We start from the raw sequence: 20,265 nt of genomic DNA, 5'->3' as shown, positions 1-20,265 counted from the left end.
CCGTGGACGAGGTGACGCGGGCGTTCACCGACCGCGCCGAGATCACCGAGGTCGCCGTGCTCGACCGGGCCGACCGGGACGGACGCGTCCGCCGGGTCGCCTACGTCGTGCCCGCCGCCACGGTGTCGCCGATCCGGGCCCGGCGCACGGCCGAGGCGGTCGCGCTGACTCTGCGGGAGCCGTCCACGGCGCCACTGACCGTGGCCGTGGTCTCCGGCATTCCCCGCGCCGCCGACGGCACCCCGGACGCCGCCGCGCTGGCGACGCTGCCGGTGGCCGGCACCGTCGGGGCCCCGGTACGGCCGGCACCCGCACCGTCGGACGCCCGGCGACACCTGGCCGACCTGATCGAACTGCCCTCCCGCTGGGCGACGACGTCCGCCCCGGTGTCCCCCACCAGCGCCCCGGACTCTCCGCCCCCGGACTTCCTGCCCCCGGTCGGCCCGCCCGCGATCGCGGACGCTCCCGCGTTGGTCACCCACCCGGACGACCCGACGACGCTGCCGGAGGCGCTGCTGCGTACCGCCGAGCGGTGGCCGAACCGGGGCCTGCGGGTCGTCGAGGAGGACGGGACCCGGCTGCTGCCGTACCCCGACCTGCTCGTCGCCGCCCGGCGGACGCTGACCGGGCTGCGCGCGGCCGGCCTGACCGTCGGTGACCCGGTGATCCTGCACATGCCGTCCCTGCTGGACCACTGCGTCGCGCTGTGGGCCTGCCTGATCGGCGGTCTGCACGCCGTGGCGGTCGCCCAGGCCCCCGGCTACACCGACCGTAACGCCACGCTGGACAAACTGGAGCACGCCTGGCGCGGCCTCGACGGACCCCCGGTCCTCTCCGGCGACGGCACCGTCGCCGCCCTGGCCAGCTACGCGGACCGCCACGGCCTCGACGGGATGCGGGTGCTCGACGTCGCCGACTGCCGCGACCACCCGCCTGCCGCCGAACTGCACCGGCCGAAACCCGGTGACGTGGCGATGCTCCAGCTCTCCTCGGGCAGCACCAGCCGGTCGAAGATCATCCCGATGACCCACCGGGGCATCGTCGGCTACGCCCACGCCGCGCGGCAGGTCGGCCGGATGCGCCCCGGCGACGAGGTGCTCAACTGGCTGCCGCTGGACCACGTCGCCGGGGTCGTCACGATGCACATCGGCCCGGTGGTGCTCGGCTGCGGCACCACCAACGTCACCACCGCCCTGGTGCTCGCCGACCCGCTGCTCTGGCTCGACCTGCTGGAACGCCACGTGATCCAGCACAGTTGGTCCCCGAACTTCGGGTACAAGCTCGTCTCCGAGGCGCTGCGGACCCGACCCGAGCGTAGGTGGGACCTGCGGCACGTCCGGAGCCTGGTCAACGCCGGTGAGCAGTGCACCGTGCCGGTGGTCCGACGGTTCCTGGCCGACATGCGCGGCTTCGGCATCGAGCCGGACACCATGCTGCTCGCCTGGGGAATGGCCGAGACCAGCACGGTGGCCAGCTACCAGCCCGCCGACGACTCGGCCGTGCAGTACGTGGAGGTCGCCGCCGACGGCATCCGGGTCACCCTGCGGGACGCCCTGGGCCCCGGCGTCACCGGGTTCCTCAGCATGGGCGCCCCGACCCCCGGCACCCAACTGCGGATCACCGGCCCGGACGGCACCACCGCCCTGCCCGAGCGGCACATCGGCCGGCTCCAGCTCCGCTCCGACCGGGTGACCCCCGGGTACCTCAGCAACGACGAGGCCAACCGGGCCGCCTTCCCCGACGGGGACTGGTTCGACACCGGCGACCTCGCGTACCTCACCGACGGCCGGCTCACCATCACCGGACGCGGCAAAGAGGTCATCATCGTCAACGGCGTCCACTACTTCTGCCACGACATCGAGGACGTGGTGGGCGACGTGGACGGCGTCGCGGCGAGCTTCGTCGCGGCGGTCGGCGCGCCGGACACCGAGGGCACCGAGCAGATCGTGGTGCTCTTCGTCGCCGAAGGAGACCCGGACGCCGCCCTGCTGACCCGGATCCGTCGTCACCTGGCCGACCGGCTCCAGATCGCCACGGCCCGCCTAGTGCCGGTGCCCCGGGACAGGTTCGAGAAGACCACCAGCGGCAAGATCCAGCGCAGCAGCATGCGGACCCGCCTGCTCGACGGCGGGTACGTCGCCGGCGAACGCCGGGCCGACGTGCTGGAGAGCGGCCCCGACACCGTCCCCGACTGCCTCTACCGCCCGGACTGGTCCCCCCGGGTGATGCCCGCCGACCCGCCGCCCGGACCGGTGCTCGTGGTCACCGACCGGCTCGGACTCGCTGTGGCCCTGCACGACGTGCTGCCCGACGTGGTGATCGTCGACGAACCCGCCGCGGACGACGGGAGTGGGCCGGGCCGACCGGCCGGCGACCCGAGCACGCTGCGTGACGCGTTGGCCGTACCGGGCCGGGTGCCCGCGCTGGTCGTCTTCGCGCCGAGCTACCTGCCGACCCCCGACCCGGACGACGCGTCGGCCGTCGACGCCGCCGTCGAGGCGTGCGGCACCGGCACCCTCCGCCTGCTGCGCACGCTCGCCGACGCCGGCTGGACGGGCACTGTGCTGACCGTCAGTCAGGGCCTGTACCGGATCCGGGGCGACGAGTCCGGCTGCTACCCGGCCGCGCTTGCCGCCAGCCTCGGCGAGACCTTCGGCGTCGAGCACCCGGAGATCCGCACCTGGCACCTGGACCTGCCCGGCCGGCACCTGCCCACCGACGCCGCCGTCCTCGCGGCGGCCACCGGCTGGCGGCACCGGGAGAGCGTCGTGGCCTGGCGGGACGTGCCGCTCGTACGTACCCTGCGGCGGGTCGAGGCGGACGACGTCGCGCGGGAGCGCACCGGCCCTGCCACCGCCGACGGGCCGGTGGTCCCGGCCGGCACCCATTGGCTCGTCACCGGCGGCCTCGGCGGCGTGTCCCGGGCCGTCCTGGGCCGGCTCGCCACCGAACTCGACCTGCACCTGCTCGTGGTCGGCCGGACGCCGGCGGACCAGGTCTCCGCCGGCGTGGCGGACCTGGCCGGCGGCACCGGACGGGTGCGGTACGCCACCGCCGACGTCACCGACGGCCCCGCCCTGTGGGCCGCCGTCGACGCCGCCGAACGGTGGTGGCGGGCGCCGCTGGACGGAGTGCTGCACCTCGCCGGTGACTACCGGCAGGCCCCGCTGACCGAGATCGACCCCCGGCGGTGGCGGGCCGAGGCAGCGGCCAAAGTGGACGGTTCGGTGCAGGTGGCCCGGCTGCTGCGGCACCGGCCCGGCAGCCGCCTGGTGGCGTTCTCCTCCCTGCTGGCGCTGGTGCCGGTGGTCGGCACCGGCGGCTACGCGGCCGGCAACGCCTTCCTCGAGGCGCTCTGCGCGCACCTTGGTGCCGACCGACCGGTGCAGTGCGTGAGCTGGGGGATGTGGCGTGGCGTCGGGATGAGCGCCGACCGGGCCGGCGTCGAGCAGGCCACCCGGCGACACCTGCGGACCCTCTCCGCCACCGAGGGGCTCGCGCTGGCCCGGGTGGCGGTGCGCCTGGCACCGGGGCAGCTGTTCGCCGGCGTCGACCCGGACGCGGCGCGCGTCCGGCACCTGGTGCGGCCGGTCCGGCCACTGGAGGCGGTCGCCGCGCCCGCGCCGGACCCGGTGGACGCGGTTGGCGTCTCCGCGCCGGACCCGGTGGACGCGTTCGGCACCCCCGCCCTCGTGGCACCTGAGGACCCACCGGCTCCGGAGAGCCTGCCGGACCCGGCACCGCCCGGCATCCCGGAGCACCGGCCGATGCCGGCCGGCCCGCCCACGACGGTCGCCCCCGTCGCGCCACGCCCCGTCGTGCCACCGCCTGCCGCGGCCCCGCTCGCCGCCCCGGTGCCGGTGGCACCCGGGCCCCGGCCGGCCGGGACGGGTACCCCGGGTCGGGATCCGCTGACCGTCGCCCGCACCGTCCGGGAGGTGCTGCGCCAGGCCCTGCCGGCCGGGTTCGAGGAACGTACGGCGTTCCACGACGTCGGCCTCGACTCGGTACGCCTGCTGCGCCTGCACACCCTGCTGCAACAGGCACTCGACGCACGGTTCCCGCAGACCGCCCTGTTCACCCACGGCACGCCGACCGCGCTGGTGGCGTACCTGGTGGACCTGCTGGCCGGTTCCGCGTCGCACACTGCCAGCGCGGCCGGCGCCCGGGTCGCGGGCGACGGGCGGATCGCGATCGTCGGCATGGCGCTGCGCTTCCCCGGCGCGGACACCGCCGCAGGTTACTGGCGCAACCTGCTCGCCGGGCAGGTCGACGTACGCCGCTTCGACCGGGCCGAGCTGCTCGCCGCCGGCTGGCCCGCCGCCCTTGTCGACGACGAGACGTTCGTGCCGGTCAGCGGCGCGCTCGCGGACATCGAGAGCTTCGACGCCGAGGCGTTCGGCATCGCGCCGCGCGAGGCGGCGCTGACCGATCCGCAGCAGCGGCTGTTCCTGGAGGTCTGCCAGGAGGCGCTGGAGCACGCCGGGTACGCCGGCACACCGCGCCGGGTCGGGGTCTTCGCCGGCTCCGGCATGCACCTGTACTCGCTGCGCTCCTACCTGCTGGAGCAACTGTCCGGCACCGACCCGGTCGACCACCTCACCGCGTTGCAGGTGACCATCGGCAACCAGGCCGACTTCCTGGCCACCCGGGTGGCGTACCGGCTGGGGCTGACCGGCCCGGCGATGAGCGTGCAGACGGCCTGCTCCACCTCGCTGGTCGCGGTGCACCTGGCGGCGCGGTCGCTGCTGGCCGGGGAGTCCGATTTGGCGTTGGCCGGTGCCGCCGCAGTGCACGTGCCCCGGGTGGCCGGCTACCGGCACGCGGAGGGCTCGATCCTGTCCCGTACCGGGGTCTGCCGGTCCTTCGACGCCGACGCCGACGGCACGGTCGGCGGCAATGGGGTCGCGGCCGTCCTACTGAAGCGCCTCGACGACGCGCTCGCCGACGGGGACACCGTGCACGCGGTGATCCTCGGCTCGGCGGTCAACAACGACGGGGCGGCCAAGACCGGCTACACCGCTCCGACGGCGGACGGCCACGCCGGGGTGATCCGGGACGCGCTGGCGACGGCGGGCGTGCCCGCCGCGTCGATCGGCTACCTGGAGACGCACGGCACCGGCACCCGGGTCGGTGACCCGATCGAGATGGCGGCCCTGCGGACGGTCTTCGCCGACCGCGACACGCCATTGCCGCTGGGCGCCGTGAAGGCCAACATCGGCCACCTGGACACCGCCGCTGGGATGGCCGGGCTGATCAAGGCCACGATGGCGGTCCGGGACGGCCGAATCCCACCGGTGGCCAACCTGCGCCGACCGAACCCGGAACTGGGCCTGGCCGACGGCCCGTTCGAGCTGCCCACGGCCGTCCGTCCGTGGCCGCTGCCCGGTCCCCGCCGGGCCGGGGTCTCGTCCCTCGGCGTCGGCGGCACCAACGCCCACGTGATCCTGGAGGAACCCCCGGCCGCGCCGGCTGCGGACTCGGTGCCGCCCGCGCCGGTCAACCTCGCGCCGGACGCCCACCTCGCGCCGGCGGTCGACCATACGCCAGCCGTACCCGCGCCGGCAGCGGACCCCGCGTCGGGCGCGCCCACCGTCGTGCCGTTGACCGCGCAGACGCCCGACGCGCTGGCCGCTCTCGCCGAGCGGACAGCCGACCGGCTCGCCACCGACCCGCCGCGCCCCGAGGACGTGCTGGTCACGCTCGGCGCCGGCCGACAGCGCCGCCGGCACCGGCTGGTGACGTGGGCCGCCGGCCCCGGCGAGGCGGCGACGGCACTGCGGAACCGGCCGGCCGAGGCGGGCGAATCGGGCGGCTTCGTCACGGGCTCGGTTCCCGACGGCGGCCCGGGACCGGTCGTGTTCGCCTGCACCGGGCAGGGGGTGAACCTGCGCGCGGCGGCGGCCGGCCTGCTGGCGTACGACCCGGCCCGCGAGGTGCTGGAGAGCTGCGCCGCGCGGTACCGGCAGGACTGGGGCACCGACCTGCTGGCCGCGCTGCGCGGAGCGGCGCACGAGTGGACCACCGCCACCGTGCAGCCGGCCCTGTTCGCCCTCCAGGTCGCGCAGGCCCGGCTGCTGGAGTCGGTCGGCGTCCGCCCCGACGTGGTGATCGGGCAGAGCGCGGGGGAGTACGCCGCCCTCTGCCTGGCCGGCGCGCTCTCCGTCGAGGACGGCCTGCACCTGGCCGCGGTGCGCGGCGAGCTGATGCAACGCGGCACCCCGCCGGGGGCGGCGCTCGCCGTGCTGGCCGACGAGGCCGAGTTGGCCCCGCTGCTGCGCCGGGCACCGGAGATCGATCTGACCGTCACCAACGGGCCACGGCGGCACGTGGTGGCGGGACCGCCGTCAGCGGTGCGCCGGTTCGGCCGACGGCTCGACGAGGCTGGCCTCCGGCACCGGCCGCTGCCGATCGACCGGGCGTTCCACTCTGCCCTGCTGGATCCGGTCCTCGACGACCTCACCGCCCACGCCGCCACGCTCGACTGGCGACCGCTGCGGATCCCGCTGGTCACCGGGCTCGGCGGCGCGCGCCTGGCACCCGGCACCCGGCCGGACGCCGGGCACGTACGCCGGCAGACCCGCGAACGGTCGGACTTCGGCGCGGGCGTCGCCGGACTGGTCGCCGACGGGTGCACCACCTTCGTGGAGCTGGGCCCGGAGGCGCTGCTCACCATGCTCGGGCGGCAGTGGCCGCAGACCCGGTGGATCCCGGTCCGGCGCGGGCGCGCCGAGCGGGAGGCCGAGGTGACGGCGGCACTGGCCGAGCTGTTCTGCCGGGGTGTGGAGGTCGACTGGGCGGCACTGGCCCCCACCGGCCGCCGCGTGCCCCTGCCCACCTACCCGTTCCAGCGGACCCGGCACTGGGTGTCCGTGCCCCGCCCGACGCCGCCCGTCCCGTCCGACCACCCGGTCGCAGGAGGTCCTGCCATGTCCCCGGCCGCCACCCCGGCATCCGACCCCACCGCGCTCGTCCTGCGCCGGGTCCGGGAACTGACCGCCGCCCAGCTCGGCGCCGACGTGGACCGGGTGCCGGAGGAGACGCCCTTCTTCGACCTCGGCGCCGACTCGCTGCTGATGATCAACCTGTTGCGGGAGCTGGAGACGACCTTCGGTATCCGGGTCCCCATGCGGGAACTGTTCGAGGAACTCGACAGTCCGAGCCGACTGACGGCGGCGATCGTCGAGCGGGCGGCACCGGAGCGACTGGCCGCGTTGGGCGCCCCCGCCGCCGACGTCCCACCGACGTCCGTCGACTTCCCGGCGGCCGGTCACACGGCTTCAGCCGTCCCGGCCACCGTCGGCGTGGCTCCGGCCGTCCCGGCGACCGTCGACGCTGCGGCGACGACGCCCGGTTCCGTGCCAGCCGTCCCCGGGACGCCGGTCGCCCCCGCCGTGGTGCCCCCGGTGCCGCCCCTGCCCGCCGTGCCTACCGTGGTTCCGCCAGATAGTGGTCCGGCGCCGCTGGGCATCGTCCCGCCATCCGGTGGTCCGGTGCCGCTGAATGCCGTCCCGCCGGCCGTGCCCGGCCTGCCTCTGGCCGGTGTGCCCCTGACCGGTGACCCCGCCACCAACGAGCTGCTCCGGGGCCAGCTCGCGCTGATAGGGCAGTTCACCGACCTGATGGCCCGCCAACTGTCCGCGCTGGCCGCCGTCCCGTCGCCATCCGCCACGGCGTCGTCCGTACCGGCGATCCCGGCTGGGACGTCGGCACCGGCCGCGACGACCGTGCCAGGACTCGCCGGGCCGGTCGTGGCTGGCGTACCGGGGCCGGCCACGCCGACCGCGACGGGCGCGCCACAGCCCGCCACGCCGGCCGCCGTCACCCCGGGGGCTGCGGGTGCCGCCCCGACGTCGACGTCCGCGCTGTCCACGGCCACCGAGCCGGCCCAGGTCGGCCCGCGACCCATCCGGGTCGGCGCCGGGCTGGGCGGCGGTCGCCTCGATCCCCGGCAGCAGGCGCACTTCGCCGACCTGGTCCGCCGCTACACCGAGCGGACGCCGACCTCCAAGGCGCTCGCCCAGCGGCACCGGCGGCGGCTGGCCGACACCCGGGCCGTGGTCGGCTTCCGGCGAGCCACCAAGGAGATGCTGTACCCGCTGGCCGCCCGTCGGGCCCGGGGCGCCTACCTCGAGGACGTCGACGGCAACAACTACGTCGACATCACCATGGGCTTCGGGGCTCTGCTCTTCGGCCACGAGCCGGAGTTCCTCACCCGCGCCATCGCCGAGCACCTCGACGGCGGGCTGCGGCTCGGTCCCCGGGGCCCGGAGACCGGTGAGGCCGCCGAACTGCTCTGCGACCTGACCGGGATGGACCGGGTCGCCTTCGCCGCCACCGGCACCGAGGCCAACTCGGCGGCGTTCCGGCTGGCCCGCGCGTTCACCGGCCGCCCGCTGGTCGTCATGTTCGCCGGGGCGTACCACGGTCACATCGACCCGGTGCTGGGCCGTGGGGTGCCCGACGGCGACAGTTGGCGCACCGTGCCGATCTCCGCCGGCATTCCGGACTCGGCGACGGCCGACGTCATGGTCCTGCCGTACGACGACCCGCGCAGCCTGGCGGCGATCGAGCGGGCCGCCGGCCGGATCGCCGCCGTGGTGGTCGAACCGGTGCAGAGCCGGTACCCGGACCGGCAGCCGGCGGAGTTCCTCCGCGCGCTGCGGGCCGCCTGCGACCGCCACGGCATGGTCCTGCTCTTCGACGAGATGCTCACCGGGCTCCGCCCCCACGTGCGGGGAGCGCAGGGCGTCTTCGGCGTCTACGCCGACCTCGCCACGTACGGCAAGGTGCTCGGCGGTGGGTACCCGATCGGCGCGGTCGCCGGGCGCGCCGACATCATGGACTGGGTCGACGGCGGCTTCTGGCAGTACGGCGACGACAGCGCCCCGCCGCAGGACACCACGTTCTTCGGCGGCACCTACATCCAGCACCCGCTGTCGATGGTCGCGGCCCGGGCCGTCCTGACCGAACTGCGCCAGCGGGGACCGGCCTTGCAGGACGGGCTGAACCGGCGCACCGAACGACTCGCCGCGGCCGTCAACGCGTTCTGCGCCGCAGAGGACTTCCCGCTGCGGGTGCACCGCTTCGGGTCGATGTTCCGGTTCGCCTCCGAGGTCAACCTGGACCTGCTCTTCCACCACCTGGTGCTGGCCGGGGTGCACGTCTGGGAGTGGCGGAACTTCTTCCTCTCCGACGCGCACACCGACGCCGACGCCGACCGGATCGTCGACGCCGTCCGCAGTTGCCTGCTCGACCTGCGGGCCGGTGGGTTCCTGCCCGGCGCGGCCCCCCGCTCGACCACCGGACCGGTCCCGGCCCCGCCCCCGCCGTGGGTGCCGACCAGCCCCCCGGCCACCCCGTCCGTCCCCGCGCCGGTCGCGGGGGCACCCGCCGCGCCGGTCGCCGTGGTGCCCTCGGCGACGGTGGCCGTGCCGAGGCCCGACGCCGAGGGGCACGCGACCCCGGCCACCGGAGGCACCCGGTCGGGGCGGGTCGACGTCAGTCTGTACTTCTTCGGCGACTACCCGCAGGCCGACGTCCAGGACCGCTACGACGCGGTGCTCGACGCGGCGACCTTCGCCGACACCCACGGCCTGTACGCGGTGTGGCTGCCCGAACGGCACTTCGACTCGTTCGGCGGTATCTTCCCCAACCCGTCCGTGCTGGCCGCCGCCGTCGCCGCCCGCACCAGCCGGGTACGCGTCAACGCCGGCTGTGTGGTGCTGCCGCTGCACGACCCGATCCGGGTCGCCGAGGAGTGGTCGGTGGTGGACAACCTCTCCCGGGGACGGGTGGGGATCGGCTGCGCCAGCGGCTGGCACGCCCGCGACTTCGTGCTCGCCCCGCAGACGTACGGCCGCCACCGGGAGGCGATGTACGAGTCCCTCGACCAGTTCCGCCAGCTCTGGCGCGGGGAGGCGGTCACCCGTACCGCCGGCAACGGCGAACCCGTCGAGGTGCGGCTCTTCCCGGCCCCCGTCCAGCCGATGCCGCCACTGTTCACCGCCGTCGTCGGCAACCCGGACAGCTACCGCCGGGCGGCGGCGGCCGGACTCGGCGTCATCACCAACCTGATGTCCCAGGACGTCGCGCAACTGGCCCGCAACATCGCCCTCTACCGGGCCACCCGCACCGAGCACGGCCTGGACCCCGATGCCGGACGGGTCGTGCTGTTGCTGCACACCTACCTCGGCGCGGACGGTGACCGGGCCCGCGAGGAGGCGTTCGGCCCGTTCTGCGACTACCTGCGGTCGTCCCTGGCCCTCTTCGGGCAGGTGACGAACAGCCTCGGCTTCTCCATCGACCTGGAGTCCACCACCCCGGAGGATCTCGACTACCTCCTCCGGCGTGCCTACGACCGCTACACCGCCGACCGGGCGCTGATCGGCAGCCCGGAGGAGGCCCGACCACTGGTGGAACGCCTCACCGGACTGGGCGTGGACGAGATCGGCTGCTTCGTCGACTTCGGCCTCTCCCCGAACCGGATGCTGGCCGGTCTGCCCGGCGTCGACCGGCTGCGCATGCTGCTGCGCGGCCCGGCGGAACCGGCTGCCGACGCCACCGCCGTACCGGCGGCAACCGACCCGGCCGCCGCACCGGGATCGGACAAGACGGCCGCGACGGCGACCACCGGCCACCCGGCCGGGGCGTCGACCGCCGACGCCACCGCGCTGACCGAGGCGCAACGGGAGATTTGGTTCGCCGAGCGGGTGCTGCCCGGCCGTCCCACCTACACCGAGTCCCAGGTGGTCCGCCTGGACGGTCCGCTCGACGTGGCCGCCCTGCGGGCCGCGCTGACCCTCGTGGTGCGGCGGCACCCGGCGCTGCGGTCCACCGTCGGTGAGGTCGACGGCGAGCCGCGCCTGGTGGCCCAGCCGCCCGGCCCGGTCGACCTGCCGGTGCACGACGCGGCCGGCCAGGACGTCGCCACCCTCGCCGAGCGGCTCGCCGACGAGGAGACCCGACACGTCTTCGACCTGGCCGCCGGCCCGCTGTTCGCCCCCCGGCTGGTCCGGGTGGTCGACGAGGTGCACCTGCTCGTGCTCCGCATGCACCACCTGGTCATCGACACCCTCTCCGCCCAGGTGCTCGCCCGGGAGGTGGCCGCCGGCTACCGGGCCGCGCTGGCCGGCCGCCCGGCCGAACTGCCGGCACCCCCGCCCTGGCCGATCCCCACCGACGAGCCGTCCCCGGAGCTGGTCGACGCGCAGCTGGCGTACTGGCGGGACCGGCTCGGGTCGGGCCGACCCGGCATCGGACTGCCCACCGACCGGCCCCGCCCGGCGACCCCCAGCGGAACCGGCGCGGTCGCCGGGCTGGTGCTCGACGCGGACCTCACCCGGGCGGTGCGCGAGGTCGGCCGGCGGTACCGGGCCACCCCGTTCATGGTGCTGCTGGCCGGGTTCGCGACGGTCCTCACCGGCGACGGCCGCCAACCCGACGTGCTGCTCGGCACGCCGGTCGCGCACCGTCCCGCCGCCGCGCAGGACGCCGTCGGACTCTTCGTCGCCACGCTGCCGCTGCTCCTGTCGGTGGACTCCGACGCGACCTTCGGCGACGTCGTCCGGGCAGCCCGCGCCGCACTGCTCGACGCGCATGACCACGGCGATGTACCGGCCGGCCGTGTCGCGCGGGCCCTGGGCGTCGACCCCGAGCCCGGCCGGCACCCGCTGTTCGACGTGGTCATCGAGTACGACAACCAGCCGGCCTTCGCGTTCGACCTGCCCGGGGTCCGGACCACCCTGCTGGACGTGGCCGTGCGCCGCGCGCCGTTCGACCTCACCCTCTTCGTCACCGACCTCGGGGACACGCTGCGCTGCCAGCTCAACTACGCCACCGAGCTGTTCGACCCGGGCACCGCGCGTCGTGTCCTCGACCGGCTGGCGGCGGTGCTGCGGACCGGCACGGACCAGCCGGACGAACCGCTGACCGTGCCGCCCGTCGACGGCGACCGCCTCGAGCCCGGCACCGGCCCGAGCAGCGGGGACCGTCCTGACCTCGACGCCGGCCCGCGCGGCGAAGACCCGGTCCCGGCCGGCGCGAACGGCCACCGCCGACCGGCCGCCCCGACCGGTGCGTCCACGACGGACCTGCCGTGGCAGGACGGCGGACCGCCGGCCGCCGGTGCGGACGCGCCGCTGCCCGCCCTGCTGCGTCCGGACCGGGCCACCGTGTTCGACCCGGACGGGCGGCTGACCGGGCCGGAGCTGAGCCGCCGCGCCGCGTCGGTGACCGCCGCCCTGCGGGCCACCGGCGTCGGCCCCGGCGACCTCGTCGGGGTCCACCTGCCCCGCAGCGCCGACGCGGTCGCCGCGATGCTCGGCGTGCTGGGCGCCGGGGCGGCTTACGTCCCGCTGGCACCCGAGCAGCCCACCGCCCGGCTGGCCGACATCGTCGACCAGGGCGCGTTGCGTGCGGTGGTGTCCCGCTCCACGCTGCCCCCACTGCCCGGGGCCGCCGCGACCCTGCACCTGGACCGGCTCACCGTCGACGACCCCGGTGACCACGGTGGCGGTCACCCGGTGACGGTCGGACTGGACGACCCGGCGTACGTGCTGTTCACCTCCGGCTCCACCGGACGGCCCAAGGGCTGCGTCATCCCGCACCGGGCGATCAGCAACACCGTCGCCTGGTACACCCGGGACCTCGACATCACCGCCCACGACCGGCTGAGCTGGTTCTGTAGCCCCGGCTTCGACGCCTCCTGCATCGAGGTGTGGCCGGCGCTGCGCGGGGGAGCCACCCTGCACGTGGTCCCCGACGACGTCCGTCTCGACCCGGAGCGGCTGCGGGACTGGCTGGTCGACACCGCCATCACCGTGGCCTTCTTCCCCACCCCGGTCGGGGAACTGCTGCTCGACCTGGACTGGTCCGACGGGCCCCGCCCGGCGCTGCGGCACCTCGTCGTCGGCGGTGACCGGCTGCGTCGGGGCGCGCCGCCGGAGGCGTCGTTCACCCTCACCAACGTGTACGGCCCGACCGAGGCGACCGTGGTCTCCACCTGGGTCCACCTCGACGGCAGCGCCCCCGCCGACGAGCTGCCGTCGATCGGCCAGCCGGTGCCCGGCACCTGGATCCGGGTGCTCGACGACGACGGCCGGCCCACCCCGGTCGGCGTACCCGGGGAGGCGTACCTCGGCGGCCGGCAGTTGGGCCGGGGCTACCTGGGGCTGCCGGAGGAGACGGCGGCCCGGTTCCTGCACCATCCCGAGTACGGGCCGGTGTTCCGCACCGGCGACGTGCTCCGGTGGCGACCGGACGGGCAACTGGAGTTCCTGCGCCGGGCCGACGCCCAGGTGCAGATCCGGGGCTTCCGGGTGGAGCCCGGCGAGGCCGAGCACCACCTGCGCCGGCTCGACGGGGTACGGGACGCGGCGGTACGCGGCTGGCGCGACCCCGAGGGGGGCCACTACCTCGCCGGGTACGTCGTCCCCGACCGGGCCGGGGTCGACCCGGCCGACCTGGCCCGTCGGCTCACCGCCCACCTGCCCGACTACCTGGTGCCGACCGCCTGGACGCTCCTGCCGGAGCTGCCCACCACGGACAGCGGCAAGATCGACCGGGCCGCGCTGCCCGAACCGGACCGGACGGCGGTGGCGTGGGCCGGAGACGGCACCCCACCCACCGACGACCTGGAACACCGGCTGCACGACCTCTGGTGCGCCGAGCTGGGCCTGCCGGCCCTCGGCGTGGAGACCACGTTCTTCGCGCTGGGCGGCACGTCGCTGACCGCGATGCGGCTGCTCAACCGGGTCCGCGCGGAGACCGGCGGGAGCATCGAGGTGCTGGACTTCCTGCGCGAGCCCACGGTACGCGGGATGGCCCGGCGGTTGCGTGAGGCGTGGCCGGAGTCGGTGGACGCCGACCGGCCGGGACGGATCCGGGGGACCCTGTGACCACGACCGACTCACCCCAGGTCGACGACCTGCTGGACGAGCTGCGCCGCCGGGAGGTGCGGCTCACCGTACGCGGGGAGCAGCTCGACTACGACGCGCCCGCCGACGCGCTCGACGCGGACCTGCTCGCGACGATGCGGCGGCTCAAGCCGGCGCTGCTGGCCCGACTTCGCCCCAGCGGTGACGTCGCCGGGACCACGGAGGTCGTCCCCGACGGCGACGGGGGCGGCCGTCGGGTGCTGGTCACCGCGCCGGCCAGCGTCGGTCAGGCCCGGCAGTTCCAGATCGCCCAGGAGACCGACTTCCCGCAGGTGCTGACCGTCGCCCTCCGGCTGGAGCTGCGTGGTCCGCTGGACCGGGCGGCGCTGCGTCGGTCGGTCACCGACCTGGCCGTCCGGCACGCGGTCCTGCGGACCCGCTTCGCGGTTCGGGACGACGGGCTCTGTCAGCAGGTGCTCGAGCCCCGGCCGGTGCCGCTGCCGGTGCGGACGGTCCCCACCGACCAGCTCGACCGCGCAATCCGGGAGTGGGCGTCGATCCCGTTCGCCCTGGATCGGGAGCCGGCGTTTCGGGCGGCGCTGTTCCAGCCGACGGACGGGCCGGCCGGCCCGGACCCTGACCGGCACGAACTGGCCCTCGCCATCCACCACGCCTTCGTCGACGGCTGGTCGGTCCAGCCACTCCTGGACGATCTGGCGGAGTTCTACCAGGCGGCGGTCACCGGCCGCCCCGCCGACCTGCCGCCGCTGCCCGCCGAGTACGCCGACTTCTGCCGGTGGGAGGCGGAGTACCTGGCCCGACCGGAGACCCAGCGGATGCTGCGGGAGTGGTTCGACGGACTGCCCGCCGGCACCGTCCCGTTCCGGCTGCCCACGGACCGGCCGGCCGCCCCGGGCGTCACCGACCCCGGCGGGGTGCTCCGCCACACCATCCCCGCCGAGCTGGCCGAGGCGGTGGCAACGTACGCCATGAGTCGCGGTGTCACCCCGTACGCCGTGTACGCCGCCGCCTTCGTCTGGCTGATGCACGACATGACCGGTGCGCCGGTCATCAACCTGATCGCCTCGGTGGCCAACCGCACCGATGCCCGGTTCGACCGGGTGGTGGGGGTCTTCGCCCAGGCGGCCCTGGTGATCGTCCCGGTGGCCGGGGTGGCGTCCTTCGACGATCTGGCCCGGCGGACCTCCGGGGTGGTCTGGCAGATGCTGGCCCGGCAGGCGGTGCCCTCGGTCGTGCAGGTCGCGGCGCTCGGCCCGGCGTTCACCCACCCGCCGACCCGGGTCTACTTCGACCTGCTCGACCTGCCCGACCCGGTGCTGCGCCTGCCCGGCCTGGAACCGGCCCTCGCTCGGGACGTCGTGCTGGCCGGCAGTCGGGGCGAGCTGACCTGGTCGCTGCGCCCGCTGCCGGAGGGCGGGATGTGGGTGCACGTCGAGTACGCGGCGACCCGGCTCGACGCCGACACCCTCGTCGACTGGCTCGACCGGTACCACCGGCTGCTGCTCCAGTTACTGGCCGCACCGGACGTCCCGCTGCCCAGCACCGACGACGCCGGGACCACCTGACCGCCGGAATCCTGGAGTCGATACTCACCGAGATCCGCAAGCTGCGCGCGGACCGCGCGACCGGCCTGCCCGCCGGCCTGTTCAGCGACGTTGCGGGAACGTCCGGTTTCTCCCGTTCCTGTAGGGGCGGATTGTGCTCGTACGGACCATCTCCGTTGACGCGGTACGCCGGTCGCTGTCGGTCCCGGGTACTACGATCCGGCGATGGCCACCTACACGGGACCCGACGACCTGAGCGGCACCGAGTTCATCGAGACGAACTTCGCGGGCAGCGTGTTCCGCGAGGTGGATCTGAGCGGCACCCTGATCAGGGGTGCCCTGCTCAACGGCGCCGACATCGACGGGGCCATTGACGGGCTTCGGGTCAACGGCGTCGAGGTGGCACCGCTGGTCGAGGCCGAGTTGGACCGGATGTACCCGGAGCGCACGAAGCTGCGTCCGTCCACACCGGACGATGTGCGTACCGCGTGGGAAACCGTGGAGGCGTTCTGGGCGCCGACGATGGCGCGGGCGGAGTCGCTGCCGGAGGAGGATCTGCACCGGTCGGTCGATGGGGAGTGGTCGTTCGTCCAGACACTGCGGCATCTGGTGATGGCGACCGACCTGTGGTTCGGTCAGGCGGTACTGGGCCGGGAACGGCCGTACCACCCGCTCGGGTTGCCGGCGACGTTCATCACGAACGGTGCGGACCTCGGCATCGACATGGGTGCCGATCCGAGCTTCGCCGAGGTGGTGGCGGTCCGGGCCGGCCGCATGACCGAGGTGCGGGAGTTCCTCGCCACCGTCACCCAGGAGGACCTGGACCGGGTACGCGAGCCGAACGCCCCGCCCGGCTGGCCGTCGCCCGGCCCTCGCGCCGCCTCGGCGTGCCTGCGGGTCATCTTCAACGAGGAGTGGGCGCACCACAGCTTCGCCGTCCGTGACCTCGACGCGATGGGATGACCAGACGCCCTGCGCAAGGGCGACATCGAGGTCGGCGTGTCCGATGTGGACAGGGCAAAGAAGTTGCTTCCCGCGTACTACGGACCCGGGGTGCCGCTGGAGATCGTCAAGGCCGAGCCGGTGACGTTCTGAGCCGCCGAGCCGCCGGAGAAGTGGAGATTGCGTACCTGTGGCGGCATCCCCATAGCGCGAGGCCGCCGCGCCACAACCCCGACCGTCCCCACCCGGGGAACGGCCGGGGCCGTGCGCAGATCAGGCGACCTCGATGAAGTCCAGTTCCGCCCAGCGGCTGCGGTGGGTCAGCCGGATGGTGTTGTAACCGGCGTTCAGCGTGACGTCGGCGCGGACCTGCCGCCAGGTCTCCCAGCCGGAGTTCGGGTAGGTGACCACCTGCGCGCCACCCCCGTTGACGGTGAGCGTGTGCTGGGCGTCGCCATAGCCGGCGGCGTACGCGATGTGCGCGGTGTAGCCGCCGGAGCGGGGCGCGAAGACGGTGACCTCCACCCAGCTGTCGGCGTAGTCGATGTACGCCACCGCCTGGCCCTGCGAGGCGGTCGGGGTGGCGCGTACCGCGCAGTTGTTGAGCCGGCCCCGCTCGGTCTCGTAGCGGACCCGGCTGCCCCGCACCACCGGGAAGCCGCCGGACCAGCCGAGGTCGGCCACGTACATGCCCCGGGCGGTGTTGTTGTTGATCCAGCCGTGGAAGACGATGCGGTCGCCGCCGGCCTCCCGGACGACGTCGGCGCCGCCGGGACCCCGGACGGCGTTGTCCAGCGAGGCCGTGGTCAGCAGCGACCGGTACGCCTTGGTGTACGGGCCGGTCAGCGAGGTCGAGGTCGCGTAGCTGGTCTGGTAGGCGTCGCCGCCGTACCCGCCGAGGGAGTAGAACAGCACGTACTGACTGCCCACCTTGGTCAGGACGGGGGCCTCGATGACCCCGGCCTCCTCCGGGCGGCCACTGCGCAGCAGCTCCACCCGGCCACCCTGCAACGTCAGGCCGTCGGCGGCGACCTGCTGGAGCCAGAGGCTGGTCGGCTGGCCGATCGCGTTGCCGTCGTCCTTGTACAGCATGTACCGCAGTCCGGTGCTGTCGACGAAGCTGGACGCGTCGATGTCGCCGCCCTCGCCGCCGTTGCAGATCAGCGGCCCGGTGCCGACCGCGACGAACGGGCCCAGTGGGGAGGCGGCCGTCGCGGCGCCGATGCACTGCCGGCCCACGCTGCGGCTCAGCGCGGTGTAGTAGAGCACGTACCGGCCGTCGGCGCGGCGGAACACCTCGGGTGCCCAGGTGCGTCCCCCGTTGGCCCAGGCGCCGAGCGTGGGCATGGCGTCCGGCCGCCGCGTCCACGGTCCGGTCAGCGAGGTCGCCGTGGCCACCGGCACGTTCCCGTTGCCGTTGTTGGTCGAGTAGGCGTAGTAGGTGTCGCCGACCTTCAGGATGTCGGGGTCGGGGAAATCGCTGCCGATGACCAGGGCCGGTGCCGTGGTCGCGGCGGCGGCCGGCAGCGCGGTGAGGACGAGGGGGCTGGCCGCGAGCGTGGCGACCAGGCACGCGAGGAATCGACGCATGACGAAATGCAACCATGCCAATCTATCAATGGAAAGGCTTTGGCTGGCAGGTCGTCCAGGCGTGGTGGTCCGGCGACGGTACGCTGCGGGGCCGGGGCAGCCGGCAGGACACTTCGACAGCGGACAGCAAGCTCTCCGGCCGGACGTACGGAGGTGGTGCATGCGGCGCTCCTGGCGACGGACGCGGACCAACGGATCCCCGGACCCGGTCGGTTCGCGTGGCCTCGCGCTCTTCCTCTGCCTGGCCATGGCGGCGGCAACCACGCTGGCGTTCAACCTGCAGTCACCGCCGGGAGCCACCGTGGCCGACGTCCTGCGCCGCTCGTCGGTCCATGGACGTGACCTCCGGGTGGGTGTCCTGAGTGACCTGCCGTTCGTTGCCGAGTCGACCCCGGAGGGGCAGCGGAGCGGCTTCGAGGTGGAACTCGCGGAATACCTGGCCCGGTCCCTCGGCGTCCGCGCGCAGTTCGTCACCGTGGCGGCCGAGGACCGGATCCGGTTCCTGGTGAACCGCGACGTCGACGTGCTCTTCGCCGCCCTGGCGATTACCTCGGAGCGCCGTGCGACGATCGCCTTCTCCGGTCCCTACCTGGAGAGTCGGGTCGCCCTGCTGGCCTGGCCCGACGGCCCGCCGGACGCGGCAGGGGTGCGATACTGCGTGCCGGCCGGATCGACGGTGGAGGCGGAGTTCCACCGTCGTCAGCCCCCGGGAAAGGTGCACGCCGCCGTCGACCTCCGCGACTGCGTCGCCCAGCTGACCGCCCGCCAGGTCCACGCGGTCGCCGGCGACGAGATCCTCCTGCGTGGCTTCGCGCACCGCTCCAAAGGGCTGCTGGAGATCTTCCCCGCCCCTGTGGAACTGCCGGTGCAGCGGTACGGCGTCGGGGTGCCGGCCGACGACCCGCACCTGAAGGCACTCGTGGACTCGTTCCTGCTGGCGAGCTACCACTCCCGGGAGAAGCCAGCCGCGTGGCAGCGGGTGATGGCCCGGACCCTGGGCATGGCCGGCTTCCAGGGCACCCAGCCAGAGCCGGAGGGGACCCTGCTGCGGGAGGCGAGCGACGGGACCATCGGCGAGCCGCTTCCACCATCGACGCCGCCCGCAACGCCCTCGCCGAGCGTCCGACGTCGCCGGTCCCTGGCGCACCGCCGTTCCCGTCGCCGGCCGTGGGCCCGGCGGGTCGTACCCGTCTCCTCCCGGCCGCCGGCCACCGACCCGGACGGGCCTGTCGACACCGCGCCGACGGGTGCCGCCGCGTCACCCGGGCCGTGGACCCTGCTGCTCGGTGTGCCGGTGGCGGTGTCCGCCCTCTACCTCTGGATCCAGTCGGGCGGCGACCGGCAGATCACGCTGATGTTGGCCGAGAGCGTCAACCCCATCAACTTCCTGGCTGCGGTCAGCCTCTCCGTGGTGTGGATCTTTCCGGCGGTACCGGCACTCGTGTTCACTGTCGGTGCGGTGCTGCTCCGCAGTGCCGCCACGGACGCCGGACGGCGCCGCCTGAGCACGCGGTACACGGTGGCCCGGTGGACGGCGCGCGTCCCGGGGTGGGTGGTCGGGTCCAGCGTCGCTGTCGCCGCGATCAGCACGCCGATCGTCTTCCTGCCGGCGTGGGGTCTGGTTCTCTTCGCCATCGGTCCGCATACCCGCGCCGCGTCACGCACCGGGCCCCGGGTCGCCGCCGCGCTGGCCCTGGCGTGTGTGGCCCTGGTCGTCGCCGGGTCGGCCGCGGGACACGGGGAGGAGGTGCTGGCCGTCACCGCCGCCTGGCCCGCCGTGATGGCGTTCGCCGGGGTCCATGTCCCGCTGCGTCGCGCCGCGGTGGTGCCCTTCGTCCGCGCCGCGGCCGTCCTGGCCGCGGTGCTCGTGGTCGGGGTGCTCTACAACGTGGTCACCACGCCGATCCTGCCGTCCACCGTGATCGAGGTGGCCCGTCCCGTGCCAGCGGCCGACACCCCGGTGGCGGACCGCACCCCCTCCGCCCCGGACCCCGACGCGCCCGCCCCGGCCACCGGGCCGGTGCGACAACTACGCGGATACGTCGTCTCCGTCGACGAGGAGTCGACGACGGTGCTCTCCGACACCGGCGGTGTGGAGATCGTGCCGAACGACCATGTGCTGTCGCGCACCTCGTGCCCGAGCTTCACCGACCTGCCCGGCGACTCGGCCACGCTCCTGGGCCTGCCGCTGCGCGAGTCGATGCTGCGCTCCCTGGCCCGCCGGCAGCGGCCGGCGACCTTCGAGGATCCGCGCTGCAGGATGCGCCCGAACCCGCTGACCGGGTAGTCGA

Annotated in this window: 5 protein-coding genes; 4 read left to right on the top strand and 1 reads right to left on the bottom strand. The window is 74.8% G+C overall.

Going from position 1 to position 20,265, the window contains the following annotated elements:
- Nucleotides 1-2 precede the first annotated feature (2 nt).
- From GA0074692_RS09415 to GA0074692_RS09405, 3 genes are all read left to right on the top strand, one after another.
- Entirely contained in the window at nt 3-13,898 is a 13,896-nt protein-coding gene (locus GA0074692_RS09415; protein ID WP_245730646.1) for a non-ribosomal peptide synthetase/type I polyketide synthase, read from the top strand.
- Nucleotides 13,895-15,463 (top strand): condensation domain-containing protein, encoded by a 1,569-nt coding sequence (locus tag GA0074692_RS09410; protein WP_091641897.1) that lies wholly within the window; start codon nt 13,895-13,897, stop codon nt 15,461-15,463. Before GA0074692_RS09415 ends, GA0074692_RS09410 begins: the two co-directional genes overlap by 4 nt.
- 204 nt (nt 15,464-15,667) lie before the next feature.
- Entirely contained in the window at nt 15,668-16,405 is a 738-nt protein-coding gene (locus GA0074692_RS09405; protein WP_091641893.1) for a DinB family protein, read from the top strand.
- A 252-nt stretch (nt 16,406-16,657) separates the two neighbouring features.
- Here the strand turns inward: GA0074692_RS09405 and GA0074692_RS09400 are convergent, their stop codons facing one another.
- Nucleotides 16,658-17,974, bottom strand: a complete 1,317-nt coding sequence (locus tag GA0074692_RS09400; RefSeq protein ID WP_091641888.1) for a family 43 glycosylhydrolase — start codon at nt 17,972-17,974, stop codon at nt 16,658-16,660.
- A gap of 160 nt (nt 17,975-18,134) precedes the next feature.
- Between GA0074692_RS09400 and GA0074692_RS09395 the strand changes: the two genes are divergently transcribed.
- A complete protein-coding gene (locus tag GA0074692_RS09395; RefSeq protein ID WP_176738362.1) occupies nt 18,135-20,261 on the top strand; it encodes a transporter substrate-binding domain-containing protein in 2,127 nt (708 codons plus the stop codon).
- Nucleotides 20,262-20,265: the final 4 nt, after the last annotated feature.

The organism is Micromonospora pallida (genome assembly GCF_900090325.1).
GTDB lineage: Bacteria > Actinomycetota > Actinomycetes > Mycobacteriales > Micromonosporaceae > Micromonospora > Micromonospora pallida.
The sequence above is the reverse complement of the archived record's forward strand: the minus strand, read 5'-3'. Positions and strand labels throughout refer to the sequence as shown.

What these genes read in the sequence shown, in the direction of transcription:
- GA0074692_RS09405 (WP_091641893.1), top strand. Translation starts at nt 15,668, where the DNA reads ATGGCCACCTACACGGGACCCGACGACCTGAGCGGCACCGAGTTCATC.
- GA0074692_RS09400 (WP_091641888.1), bottom strand. Translation starts at nt 17,974, where the DNA reads ATGCGTCGATTCCTCGCGTGCCTGGTCGCCACGCTCGCGGCCAGCCCC.
- GA0074692_RS09395 (WP_176738362.1), top strand. Translation starts at nt 18,135, where the DNA reads ATGCGGCGCTCCTGGCGACGGACGCGGACCAACGGATCCCCGGACCCG.